The organism is Bacillus sp. SG20033 (assembly GCF_044570195.1).
In the GTDB taxonomy this organism is placed as follows: Bacteria; Bacillota; Bacilli; order Bacillales; family Bacillaceae; genus Bacillus; species Bacillus subtilis.
The window spans coordinates 2621570-2633797 of record NZ_CP172606.1; the positions used below are offsets into that span (position 1 = coordinate 2621570).

Here is a 12228-nt window from a genome sequence, read left to right on the forward strand (position 1 = left end):
ACTTTATAAACCATTACAAGTTTACACTAATGAACTTGAAAAAACAAGGATGCTCCGCGGGTCAAAAGCCCTGTTTACCGCTTATAATTCCATTCATCTGAAGCGTACTTTGTTTCAGCCAAGTGATGAACAAAATCAAGCTCTTCCTGAGAAAGTTCATATGGCTCCAAATGAATGTTAAGACCTGTTTCAAACCCTTCTTTAAAGGCTTTACGAGCCTCATCCATCGTCACCCGCTTTTCAGTGAGTTCATTAATGGCAACCGCTTTATTTTTGAAATTGCGCTGCATCCGTTCTCTTACTCTTTCACTTGGATATAAGAACAGATCGAACAGCTTGTCCTCATCCAAATCAAGCAGAATGGAGCCATGCTGAAGAATCACGCCTTTTTGTCTCGTTTGCGCGCTTCCCGCCACCTTGCGCCCCTCAACCACTAGCTCATACCATGAAGGCGCGTCAAAACAAACAGATGACCGCGGATTTTTTAAGCTTTCTTTCTCTTTTTCGGTTCTCGGGATGGCAAAGTAAGCGTCCAGACCGAGATTTCTAAAGCCTTGAAGTATGCCTTCTGAAATAACCCGGTAAGCCTCAGTAACAGTCGCCGGCATCTCGGGGTGCTCTTCCGAAACAATTACGCTGTATGTCAGTTCCTGATCGTGCAGCACACCTCTCCCGCCGGTCGGGCGTCTGACGAATCCGAGATTATATTTATGTACTGCTTCAAAATTGATTTCCTTTTTAATATTTTGAAAATACCCTACAGAAAGTGTCGCCGGATTCCAGCCGTAAAAACGGATAACCGGGGGGATTTTCTTTTCGCTGTGCCAATATAAAAGCGCTTCATCAAGCGCCATATTGAATGCAGGACTTGCATTGCCTGAGTCTATAAACCGCCAAGTTTCTTTTTGCATTTTAAGACCTTCCTTACCGTTTTAATAGAATCAGTTTATCAAACTGCCGGGAAAATGAAAAATATTTTAGTTCCATTATAGATGACAATCACGCTGTGCTTTACTATAATAGTATTTGTCGAAAACGGCTCTATGACCTTGTTTTATGAAGCAGGGTTTTGATTTTATATGCTAAAGGAGTAGAATCACATTGTCTAATATGATCGTTTTGATTATTTTTGCTGCGTTTATCATCTATATGATTGCTTCATATGTCTATCAGCAGCGAATTATGAAAACACTTTCCGAAGAAGAATTCCGCGCGGGTTACCGCAAAGCGCAGCTTATTGACGTTCGTGAACCAAATGAGTTTGAGGGCGGACATATTTTAGGCGCCCGCAACATCCCGCTTTCCCAGCTGAAACAGAGAAAAAATGAAATCCGTCCGGACAAGCCTGTTTACCTGTACTGCCAAAACAGTGTCCGCAGCGGACGCGCGGCACAAACCCTGCGCAAAAACGGCTGCACTGAGATTTACAACCTAAAAGGCGGCTTTAAAAAATGGGGCGGAAAGATTAAAGCGAAGAAATAAAGCAAACAGCTGTCTGGTAGACAGCTGTTTTTATTTATCTTTCTTCTGCCTCGTATCTGAGCACCGGGTGTCTTGCCGCTTTTGTTTCATCCATTCTTTTTACAATCGTTGTATGCGGGGCCTCCTGAACAAGCTCCGGATTCTCCTCCGCTTCTTTTGCGATTTGAATCATAGCATCAATAAACGCGTCCAGTGTTTCCTTTGATTCGGTCTCCGTCGGCTCGATCATGATGCATTCTTCAACATTAAGCGGGAAATAAATCGTCGGCGGATGATAGCCGAAATCAAGGAGCCGTTTGGCAATATCAAGCGTACGCACTCCCAGCTTTTTCTGCCGCTTCCCTGATAATACAAATTCATGCTTGCAATGGCGGTCAAACGGAAGATCGTAATAAGGCGCGAGCTTTCTCATCATATAGTTGGCGTTTAACACTGCGTTCTCAGTAACAGCCTTTAATCCGTCAGGCCCCATGGAGCGAATATACGTATACGCTCTCACATTAATGCCAAAGTTGCCGTAATACGGCTTCACACGGCCGATCGCATGAGGGCGGTCATAATCAAACGTAAAGCGCCCTTCTTTTTTGACTAAAACTGGCTTTGGCAAATAAGGAATCAGATCTTGTTTTACGCCGACAGGGCCTGATCCGGGGCCTCCGCCGCCATGAGGGCCTGTGAATGTTTTATGCAGGTTGAGGTGCACCACGTCAAATCCCATATCTCCAGGTCTCGCCTTGCTTAAAACGGCATTTAAATTAGCGCCGTCATAATACAGTTTCCCCCCCGCTTGGTGTACAATTTCCGCCATCTCTGTAATCTGCTCCTCAAACAAGCCGAGCGTGTTCGGATTCGTCAGCATGAGAGCTGCAGTTTCTTCATTCACTGCTCTTTTTAAATCCTCTAAATCAACAAGCCCTTTTTGATTCGATTTCACCGTAACGGTTTCAAAGCCTGCTACTGTTGCTGATGCAGGATTCGTCCCGTGCGCGGAATCAGGGACAATGACCTTCGTCCGCTTGAAATCCCCGCGAGCTTCATGATAGGCACGGATCATCATCAGCCCCGTCCATTCGCCGTGCGCTCCGGCAGCAGGCTGAAGCGTAACCTCATCCATTCCCGTTATTTCTTCAAGGTGCTTGCTTAAATCATATAAAAGCTCTAATGCGCCTTGCACCGTGTCTTCATCCTGAAGGGGATGAATTGCAGCAAAACCGGGTATACGCGCGATTTTTTCATTGATTTTCGGATTATATTTCATCGTGCAAGAACCGAGAGGATAAAAACCGGAATCCACCCCGTGATTGCGTTTGGACAGCGCTGTATAATGGCGCATGATGTCCAGCTCTGAAACCTCCGGCAGCGCTGCGTCTTCGTCACGAATATAGGTGTCTGACAAGAGGTCCCCCAATTCGATTTCCGGTACATCGAGCTCCGGCAGACTATAGCCGATTCGGCCTTCTCTTGAAAGTTCAAAAATAAGTGCCTGGTCCTGATTACTCATGGCGATCCCCCAATTCCTGAATGAGTGCGTCAATTTCTTCTTTTGTTCTCAGCTCCGTTACAGCAATCAGCATATGGCAGTCCAGCTCCGGATACGTCAACCCAAGATCATATCCGCCAATCATGCCTTTTGCCAGCAAACGCTTGTTCACAGCTCTCACCGGCTCATCCAGTTTGATGACAAATTCATTAAACATCGGCCCGTCAAACATAACGGTAAGGCCTGCTTTTTTTGCTTCTTGCTTTGCATAGTTGGCTTTTAAGAGATTTTGGCGGGCTATATCTTTTACGCCGTTTTTTCCGAGAGCAGTCATGGCTACTGATGCTGCCAGCGCATTTAAAGCTTGGTTCGAGCATATATTTGATGTTGCTTTATCCCGGCGGATATGCTGCTCCCTGGCTTGCAGGGTAAGCACAAAGCCTCTTTTTCCGTTTTCGTCTTCCGTTTGTCCGACGAGACGGCCCGGCACCTTTCTCATTAATTTTTTAGTAACGGCAAAAAAGCCGCAATGCGGGCCGCCGTATGCTGAAGGAATGCCGAAAGGCTGCGCATCACCGACGACGATATCAGACTGAAACTTGCCCGGCGGAGTGAGAAGACCTAGCGCCAGCGGGTTGGCTGAAACAATAAACATGGATTTCCCTTGATGAGCGATAGGCTCAATATCCTTTAATGGCTCGATCCGGCCGAAAAAATTCGGGTACTGAACGATCACTGCGGCTGTGTTCTCGCAAACGGTTTGGCGCAATGCATCAAGATCCGTAACGCCATCCGCAGCGGGTACTTCAACAACATCAATATACTGACCTTTTGCGTACGTTTTCAGCACCTCTCGCGATTCAGGATGCACGGTTTTTGACACAACAATTTTTTTCTTTTTCGTGTGGCCTGAAGCAAGCATTGCTGCTTCCGCCAAGGCTGTTCCGCCGTCATACATCGAGGAGTTGGCGATATCCATGCCTGTCAGTTCACAGATCATCGTTTGGAATTCAAAAATAGCCTGGAGCTCTCCTTGTGAAATCTCTGGCTGATAAGGCGTATATGCGGTATAAAACTCAGAGCGCGAAATAACATGATCCACAATGACAGGCTGATAGTGGTCATATACACCCGCTCCTAAGAAAGAAGCATATTGTACGGTATCACGATTTTTAGAGGCCAGCTTTGTCAGTTCTCTTGTTAATTCTGTTTCTGATTTCGCTTTTTTGATTTGATACTCTTTTTTATATTTGACGTTTTCCGGTATATCAGCAAATAAATCATCGATGCTGCTTACGCCGATAGCAGCAAGCATCTCCTGTTTATCCTTTTCTGTTGCGGGCAAATAACGGTGCTTCATGTGTTGTCTCCTCTCTCCAAGAAAAAATATTAGCGTTTATAAAATGGTGTTTTGACAACCTTTGCTTTCACTAATTTTTTGCGAATCTCTACATCTACAACAGTCCCGATCTCACTTGTTTCCGAATCAATTAAGGCAAGGCCGACGTTTTTCCCTAATGTCGGTGACTGCGTGCCGGTTGTCACCTTTCCGACAGACTTGCCATTTTGGAAAACCTCATATCCGTGCCGCGGTATCCCTTTTTCAATCATTTCGAGACCGACAAGTTTGCGCTTCGCTCCGTTTTCTTTTTGTTCACTCAATACTGACTTACCAAAAAAGTCAGACTCCTTTTTGTGCTTTACAGCAAATCCTATACCTGCTTCAATCGGTGTAATATCCCGGGTCAGCTCCTGACCGTAGAGCGGGAGCTTCGCTTCAAACCGGAGTGTATCACGTGCACCGAGACCGCATGGAATCAATCCGTATGCATCCCCTGCATCGATGATTTTTTTCCAAATATGCATAGCATCATCACTGCGGCAGTAAATTTCATACCCGTCTTCTCCCGTATAGCCAGTGCGTGAAATAAGTGCTTTGCGGCCGCTGATATCGGCTTCATCAATAAACGCAAACGGCTTTAATGCAGACACATCCGCATCTGTCAGATTTTTTAAGATTGCTTCTGCTTTCGGTCCCTGTACAGCCAAGAGCGCGATTTGATCTGACTGATTGTCAATCTGCACATCACCTGCTGCATGTTCTTTCATCCAAGCCAAGTCTTTATCTATATTAGAAGCATTAATGACAAGCAGATAGCGGTTCTCTCCTTTTTGATAGATAAGCAAATCATCGACGGTTCCGCCATCCGGGTAACACATCGCTGTATATTGAGCACGGCCTGGCGTTAACGCGGAAACATCATTTGTCATCAATCTTTGCAAAAAAGACAGACTGTCGTTCCCTGACACTTCGACTTCTCCCATATGAGATACATCAAACAAACCGGCTGCAGTTCGGACAGCCTCATGTTCTTTTTTTATAGAAGAAAATTGAACAGGAAGCTCCCAGCCTCCGAAATCAATCGTTTTTCCTCCATATTCCTTATACAGGTCAAATAACGGCGTTCTTTTCAGCATCTAATTCCTCCCCTTTATCAACGGCGCAGCTAAAAAACATACAAAAAAGGACAGAGAAACACCTCATGTAAAATGAAGGTTCTCTGTCCTGGCACCTGAAAGTTTACTTTGCATACGCAAAGACGTCCCCTTTGGTGGTTTGCGCATCCGCACAAACACTCTCCAGAGTTGCGTCGAGCAAGAGTTCTTTTGCCTGAGAGATTCACTCCGCAGTTTGCTCCTTCGGCGCCTGTATCCCGAGGTTTTCGGTCAGGTCTCTCCCCTTGCTGTCATTCGCTCATATTTTCATGCTGTTATGGACATACTATAGCAATATCTTACATCAAATACATACTCATATCCTACCATCATCACTATATGCTGGGCAACAGCAATTTGGGCAGATTTTTCTTATATTGTTCATCTTAAGAATCGAAGAATTAGAAAGGCGGTTTCAAAGCAATGAATACAGAAATGATCTACGATGCAAAATGGCCTGAAGAATTTGCTGAAAGACTGAAAAACGATGGCCCTTGGGCAAACTGGGAACTGTACAAGCTCTCTGCAGAAATCCAGAAAACATTAGCAATTCCAGATTTTGAAGGCTTACGGGCTCCTTTATATCTGCCTTCCTTTACGCCGCTCCCCCACCAGCTTGAAGTGGCGCAAAAAGTGGTTGAAAAAATGAACGGGAAAGCGATTTTAGCAGATGAGGTTGGTCTCGGGAAAACGGTTGAAGCTGGACTGATTCTAAAAGAATATATGATTCGCGGGTTAGCAAAAAAAATTTTGATCCTTGTGCCCGCTTCCCTTGTGTCACAGTGGGTCAAAGAACTTCAGGAAAAATTTTTGATTCCGGCTGTTGAACAAAAGAAAAGCTATGTGTGGGAGCAATGCGATATTGTCGTCTCATCAATAGACACCGCGAAGCGCTCGCCCCATCGAGAAATCGTTCTGTCTATCCCATATGATCTTGTCATTATTGATGAGGCACACAAACTGAAAAATAGCAAAACGAAGAACTATGAATTTGTCCGGAATCTCGTAAAAAAATATTGCCTGCTTCTTACCGCGACGCCAATCCAGAACCGTATCGAAGAGATTTTCAATTTGGTGTCCTTATTAAAACCCGGCCATTTAGGCAGTCAGAATCACTTTCAGGAGGAGTTCGCCAAGAAGAAATCCAGTTTAGAAGCGCATGAACATTTAAAAGATCTTGTGAATAAAGTCATGATCCGTAACAGGCGGCATGATACAGGGCTGAATTGGAAACAGCGCCATGTTGAAACAGTGCCGATTCAATTTTCTCCATCAGAGCAGGCGCTTTATGATGAAATTTCTCGCTTGAAGGAAAGTATCAATAAACCAGCCAGCATGTTCTCGATTATGACCTTGCAAAGAGAATGCTGTTCGAGCAGAGAAGCGGTGTATATGACGCTGAAAAAGATGCTTGATCAAAAAGAGAAACAAGCACCTGCCATTGATGAGGATACGATTTCAGTTTTAATAGAGCGCATCAATCAAGTGACACAAAACTCTAAAGCGCTTCAAGTCGTTGACTTGATCAAAAAGATTGACGATAAGGTCATCATTTTTACAGAATACCGGGCAACCCAGATTTATCTGCAGTGGTTTCTTCAGCAAAACGGTATCAGTTCTGTGCCGTTTAGAGGCGGATTTAAACGTGGAAAAAAAGACTGGATGAAGGATCTTTTCCGCGGAAAGATCCAAGTCCTTATTGCAACTGAAGCAGGCGGTGAGGGGATTAACCTGCAATTTTGCAATCACATGATCAACTATGACCTGCCATGGAACCCGATGCGGCTTGAGCAAAGAATCGGAAGAATTCACAGACTCGGGCAGGAGCGTGACGTGCACATTTATAACATGGCGACAAAACATACGGTGGAAGAGCATATTCTAAAGCTTTTATATGAAAAAATTCATTTGTTTGAAAAAGTGGTCGGTGAACTTGATGATATTTTAACGAAAATTCAAGTGAACAATTTTGAAGAGCACCTTCATGACATTTTGTATCACTCAGCAACAGAAGAAGAAATGAAAATAAAAATGGATAACTTAACCTCATTTTTGTCTTATAAAAAACAGCAGCCTGCTGAAAAAAGAGGATCTTAGCCTGTAAGGAGGTTTTATTAGTGAGACAGCAAGAGGTTCACGATTTTCTGCTGCGTTTTTTTCAAGCAAACAGCTGCCAAATCGTCGATCAAGGCTTAGGCTATATGACAGTGCAGCTTACAGTTGAAATGGACAAACAAATCATGAACCGCCCTTTCTACTGGCATTGGCGCGAGAAGACAGGCGGTGATCCGAATCCAATGAAAATCACTTTTATTACAGATAAAGAAAATGCGCCAAAAGACCTAGATGGTGAATTTATATATTTTGGGGCCCCGCGTCTTTTTCAAATATTTAAAGCTGTTAAACAAAATGGGAGATTTACCAGAATGTATGAGAAAATTGAATCAGCCGGAGCTAAAGTCCCACTTCAGCCTTGGCTTGGTATAAATGTCACGATTTCATACCAGTCCGACATGAAAAAGGATAAGTTATTGTCACTAGGTCTTCACCTAGTCTCTGGAACGATAATTGAAGATTTTCAAAGCAAGCTGACCCAGTTTTCACTGACGTCTCAAATATGTGACTATTGCTTCACCATTTCACCTATGATCAAACCAGAAAGCGGACTTAAGCGTATGGAAAACTATATTTCCAAATCCGCTATGCAGGAGCCGTCCGACTGGGCGGAACAGGCGGTTAACAGGTGGAAGAATGATATGACATTGCTTGATAAGTTTTACGAGCATATAGAAGAAAAACCAGAAGAATACCATCTAGAAAAACAGGCGCTGAAAACCTTGTATCAACCAAAGATATCAGTTGAAATTGAAAATGGCGGATTGTTTTATCTGCAAAATAATATTTCAAGCTAACTTTTTTACCATTCGACATCATTCTCGTTTTTTTTGAGAAAATACGATTATAATAAAGGTATATTGGAAAAAAATTCTGGTGATTTAATGGCAAATGACTTCCAGAGACTAATGAAGCATACAATAAGTCATGGCCGGACTGGCTGAAATACATAAACAAGTATTTTAGGAGGAGAAACTGCATGAAGAATGCAAAACAAGAGCACTTTGAATTGGATCAAGAATGGGTTGAATTAATGGTGGAAGCCAAAGAGGCAAATATCAGCCCGGAAGAAATACGAAAATATTTACTTTTAAACAAAAAGTCTGCTCATCCTGGTCCGGCAGCCAGAAGTCATACCGTAAATCCTTTCTGAATGTGCTATAATATCACAAGGAAGGTGATGACATTGATTGGCCAGCGTATTAAACAATACCGTAAAGAAAAAGGCTACTCACTATCGGAACTAGCTGAAAAAGCTGGGGTAGCGAAGTCTTATTTAAGCTCAATAGAACGAAATCTACAAACGAACCCCTCCATTCAATTTCTCGAAAAAGTCTCCGCTGTTCTGGACGTCTCGGTTCATACTTTGCTCGATGAGAAACATGAAACCGAATACGATGGTCAATTAGATAGTGAATGGGAGAAATTGGTTCGCGATGCGATGACATCCGGGGTATCGAAAAAACAATTTCGTGAATTTTTAGATTATCAAAAATGGAGAAAATCCCAAAAAGAGGAGTAGTGCCTGAGCAGAGGCACTAACTCCTCTTTTGTCAATAACCATCGAGACGGCCCAGTATATGAATACTGGGCCGTCTCTTTTTATGGCTGTTATTAATTTTTATCCTCGCTGTGCGCTTTTTCATTTTCTTTCACATAACCGTCTTTATCAGTATGGTCCTTTTTGATTGTCAAGCCTTTCCACTGTGTAGCTTCGAACGAGAATTGAAGCTTAATGGAGTTGCCTTGATATTTATTTTGAACCATAAGCCCGTTTTCATCTTTTGTTTTATCATCTTTGAATTGGATTTCCATTTGAACCTGATCGAAGTCAGTTGGTGTTTTTGGAACACCATCATATTCAGGAGCGGTTTTACCGTCAATTGTTGCTACATTGACTTTACCGCTTGCATGTAAGAATTTAGGGTCAATTTGTTTTTTGATTTTTTCAGCAGCCGCTGCATCATTTTTAGCAGACATCAAATACAAGTCTTTAAGGTTCGCATCATCTAAAATAATGTTTTTCGGGTAACCATTGCCGCCCTCTTTTCCAACTGTCAACAATGTCACTTCAAACTGGCTGAGGAAATCTTCTGGAGATGTATTGCTGCCGCCGTTTGCTTTAAAATCTCCATAATTAAGCGCCATTAAAACTTCTTTGATCGCAAGTGATCCGTTATTTTCAAATTGGAAATCCTTTGTCAACTTATCTCCCGGCTTTAGATTTGATAAGTTCACACTCGCTGAATTCTCTTTAGCAGATAAATCAAGCGTACCTGATGCAAAAGTAGCATCCTTTGATTTAATGTCGTTAAATGCTGCCCATGTTCCTCCTCCAACTAAAGCTAATCCTAGTGCTGCAGAAGCAACTCCTAAACTCAATTTCTTTTTCATACCCATGGTAAACTCCCCTTTTATTGAATGATTTTATATCGAAACCTGTTGCCAGGTTTACAACTGAAGTTAAGTAGACATGGTGCTGTCCTTTGTATCTGTTTCCAAGGCTTTTGTCTTTCTTTCAATTTCTCTAATGGCGCTGCTGATCGTCACAAAAGCGTACACTAACAGCATCACGCCGGGAACAATCAATAATACAGCCGTTCCAATCGGCTGGCTGGCAAAATGAAGCATATAGCCTGCATATGGAAGCTGAAAACCTGTGTATTGTGCGCGAACATTTTCGTCCGATACAGGCGCTGAATCAGCTGCTGCATTATTATCACCTTTTGTTTTAAATAACAAATGGTCTCCTTGCTTTGTTATGTCAACAATTCTGTGGGTGACCGCCGTATTTGCATCCTGCATAAATGTAATAACGTCACCTTTTTGAAGCTCTTTCACATCAGCGATTTCTTTGACCAATATTAAGGAACCTGTATTGAACTCCGGCTCCATCGAACCTGACAGAACTGATTTCAATGTATACCCAAACACAGCCGGCTCTCCCCCGGATGAACGTGTTGAAATCACGACAAGTGTCAGCACAATAATAAGAGTAAAGATGATCACGTATAAAATATTACTGATCAGCTTCATTGCTTTTTTCATCCTCTTCCCCGCTTTCCTTCTGGTCTGATTGAGTTTCATTTTCTTTGGTTACAGCTTCTTGAGATGTTTCTTCTTTCATTGTTTTTTCCTGTATATCCTTTTGTGTTGTTTCATTCTCCTTTTTGACGTCCGACTTTGTTTCTTTTTTAGGGACAGTCGGTTTTTCATCGCATTTTGCAAGCGTCATAGGCTCCGACCACTCAAATGTACTGCCGTTTGCCGGGTAGCCTGCCGGTTTATATACTTTAAATGCATAAATGCCGGGTTTCATTTTTTTCTTGGTCTCAATTTTATAAAGTGAATCGCCGATTTGATTGGAGACAAATCCTTTTTCGATCACGTTCCCATCCTTTAACGGTTTGCGGGCATTTTCAAGCTTATGAAGCTCCCACTTCCACTTTGATTTCTTAAGTTTCTCACCTGTATTTTCGAGCACAGCAAATAAGGCGAAAGGTGAGCATACAGTGCCTTTCGTATCCGTTTGATCTGATATGTGCAAATCACTTTGATCCCAGCGTTTATCATAATGGCAGTTTTTATCTGTATGCTGAAAGTCTTTACACGTTTGAAGTGAGACATCAAATGTTTCAATATCATGAAAAGCAGCGCTTGTATCATCGGAAAATTGTAAGCATATTGCGGCAGTCAGACTGAAAATGACTGAAAGCTGAAAGATAAGCAGAACTTTCAGTTTCGTCTTCGCCTTTTGCTGATTGTGAAACAATCGAAACATATCTTACCTCCTGTAAAACACTGTAACTTGATATGACAATCGTTCTCTTTAAAGAACTACACAAATAGAGTATAATCAACGATTTATAGATTTAAAAACACCGAAATCGCTCATTTCGTTCGTTTAAAAGAATGTTTTCATCATATTACAAAGTCTTGCTCAGTATTGCTCATTTTTTCAATTTTTTTGAAATTCTTGGGATTGTTATGTGAGAATTTAAATGCATATCCCATTATTATTTGGTAATAATAAACAAAGAAAGGGTGACAGCATGATGATCAAACAATGTGTGATTTGTCTATCTCTTCTCGTCTTTGGCACCACAGCCGCTCACGCAGAAGAAACACCGCTTGTAACCGCCCGCCACATGTCCAAATGGGAAGAGATTGCTGTAAAAGAAGCAAAAAAAAGGTACCCGCTTGCACAGGTACTGTTCAAACAAAAAGTATGGGACCGTAAAAGAAAAGATGAAGCAGTGAAGCAATACCATTTAACTCTGAGGGAAGGGTCAAAAGAATTCGGCGTTTTTGTGACGATTTCATTTGATCCTTATAGCCAAAAGGTCAATAAAATCGCCATATTAGAAGAATATCAATAAGGTCCTCCATTTTTTGAAGGACCTTATTCGTTTATTTGCGGTTATTTTTTCCGTTTCAGCCAAAGTCTGAAGCCATAGGGTAAAATACCGAACAACTGCTGGGAAACAGGCGTTTTTGTTTCTTTCCGCACCTCTTTTCGTTCTTTTCGCTCATCTCTCGGAGTATCTATATATTTGACAAATTGCTGCGTCATATATTTAACATAATCATTCGTTTTCACGTGATCACCTCATCATTCAATTATTATGAAGTGTTGTCTCACATGACTTTTTTTA

The 12228-nt window shown here is 42.3% G+C and carries 14 protein-coding genes and 1 riboswitch; of the genes, 6 read left to right on the forward strand and 8 right to left on the reverse strand.

Annotated features, from left to right (window positions below):
• Positions 1 to 74: 74 nt before the first annotated feature.
• Positions 75 to 911 carry an octanoyltransferase LipM gene (gene lipM, locus ACFVP7_RS13815; protein WP_014664579.1) on the reverse strand — a complete coding sequence of 279 codons (837 nt, stop codon included), beginning with the start codon at positions 909 to 911 and terminating at the stop codon, positions 75 to 77.
• Between the two features lie 190 nt (positions 912 to 1101).
• On the opposite strand from lipM, the gene ACFVP7_RS13820 reads away from it, so the two are divergent.
• On the forward strand, positions 1102 to 1482 hold the full coding sequence (locus tag ACFVP7_RS13820; protein ID WP_041334944.1) for a rhodanese-like domain-containing protein: 381 nt from the start codon (positions 1102 to 1104) through the stop codon (positions 1480 to 1482).
• A 34-nt stretch (positions 1483 to 1516) separates the two neighbouring features.
• On the opposite strand, the gene gcvPB is transcribed toward ACFVP7_RS13820, so the two are convergent.
• From gcvPB to gcvT, 3 genes are read right to left on the reverse strand one after another with little or no spacing between them, the layout of a single operon-like run.
• Positions 1517 to 2983 (reverse strand): aminomethyl-transferring glycine dehydrogenase subunit GcvPB, encoded by a 1467-nt coding sequence (gene gcvPB, locus ACFVP7_RS13825; RefSeq protein WP_396582312.1) that lies wholly within the window; start codon positions 2981 to 2983, stop codon positions 1517 to 1519.
• A complete protein-coding gene (gcvPA, locus tag ACFVP7_RS13830) occupies positions 2976 to 4322 on the reverse strand; it encodes an aminomethyl-transferring glycine dehydrogenase subunit GcvPA (protein ID WP_396582314.1) in 1347 nt (448 codons plus the stop codon). The genes gcvPB and gcvPA overlap by 8 nt, the downstream gene beginning before the upstream one ends.
• A gap of 29 nt (positions 4323 to 4351) precedes the next feature.
• The gene (gcvT, locus tag ACFVP7_RS13835; protein ID WP_004398598.1) at positions 4352 to 5440 is read right to left on the reverse strand and encodes a glycine cleavage system aminomethyltransferase GcvT; all 1089 of its coding nucleotides are present in this window, start codon (positions 5438 to 5440) and stop codon (positions 4352 to 4354) included.
• Between the two features lie 171 nt (positions 5441 to 5611).
• Positions 5612 to 5713: riboswitch (glycine riboswitch) on the reverse strand.
• Positions 5714 to 5881: 168 nt separating this feature from the next.
• Between gcvT and ACFVP7_RS13840 the strand changes: the two genes are divergently transcribed.
• From ACFVP7_RS13840 to sinR, 4 genes are all read left to right on the forward strand, one after another.
• Entirely contained in the window at positions 5882 to 7555 is a 1674-nt protein-coding gene (locus tag ACFVP7_RS13840; RefSeq protein ID WP_153529794.1) for a DEAD/DEAH box helicase, read from the forward strand.
• Positions 7556 to 7575: 20 nt separating this feature from the next.
• Positions 7576 to 8370, forward strand: a complete 795-nt coding sequence (locus ACFVP7_RS13845) for a YqhG family protein (RefSeq protein ID WP_003230200.1) — start codon at positions 7576 to 7578, stop codon at positions 8368 to 8370.
• A gap of 182 nt (positions 8371 to 8552) precedes the next feature.
• Positions 8553 to 8726: an anti-repressor SinI gene (gene sinI / locus ACFVP7_RS13850; RefSeq protein WP_003230187.1), complete on the forward strand. Its 174-nt coding sequence runs from the start codon at positions 8553 to 8555 to the stop codon at positions 8724 to 8726.
• A gap of 33 nt (positions 8727 to 8759) precedes the next feature.
• The gene (gene sinR, locus ACFVP7_RS13855; protein ID WP_003226345.1) at positions 8760 to 9095 is read left to right on the forward strand and encodes a transcriptional regulator SinR; all 336 of its coding nucleotides are present in this window, start codon (positions 8760 to 8762) and stop codon (positions 9093 to 9095) included.
• A gap of 92 nt (positions 9096 to 9187) precedes the next feature.
• Here sinR and tasA read toward each other — a convergent pair whose 3' ends face one another.
• From tasA to tapA, 3 genes are all read right to left on the reverse strand, one after another.
• Positions 9188 to 9973 carry a biofilm matrix protein TasA gene (tasA, locus tag ACFVP7_RS13860; protein ID WP_072175550.1) on the reverse strand — a complete coding sequence of 262 codons (786 nt, stop codon included), beginning with the start codon at positions 9971 to 9973 and terminating at the stop codon, positions 9188 to 9190.
• A gap of 63 nt (positions 9974 to 10036) precedes the next feature.
• Positions 10037 to 10609: a signal peptidase I SipW gene (gene sipW, locus ACFVP7_RS13865; protein ID WP_003230181.1), complete on the reverse strand. Its 573-nt coding sequence runs from the start codon at positions 10607 to 10609 to the stop codon at positions 10037 to 10039.
• Positions 10593 to 11354: an amyloid fiber anchoring/assembly protein TapA gene (gene tapA, locus ACFVP7_RS13870; RefSeq protein WP_029726724.1), complete on the reverse strand. Its 762-nt coding sequence runs from the start codon at positions 11352 to 11354 to the stop codon at positions 10593 to 10595. The genes sipW and tapA overlap by 17 nt, the downstream gene beginning before the upstream one ends.
• 271 nt (positions 11355 to 11625) lie before the next feature.
• On the opposite strand from tapA, the gene ACFVP7_RS13875 reads away from it, so the two are divergent.
• On the forward strand, positions 11626 to 11952 hold the full coding sequence (locus tag ACFVP7_RS13875) for a YqzG/YhdC family protein (protein ID WP_003246051.1): 327 nt from the start codon (positions 11626 to 11628) through the stop codon (positions 11950 to 11952).
• A gap of 41 nt (positions 11953 to 11993) precedes the next feature.
• Here the strand turns inward: ACFVP7_RS13875 and ACFVP7_RS13880 are convergent, their stop codons facing one another.
• Complete coding sequence (locus ACFVP7_RS13880) at positions 11994 to 12173, reverse strand: YqzE family protein (protein ID WP_029726723.1); 180 nt, start codon at positions 12171 to 12173, stop codon at positions 11994 to 11996.
• Positions 12174 to 12228 lie beyond the last annotated feature (55 nt).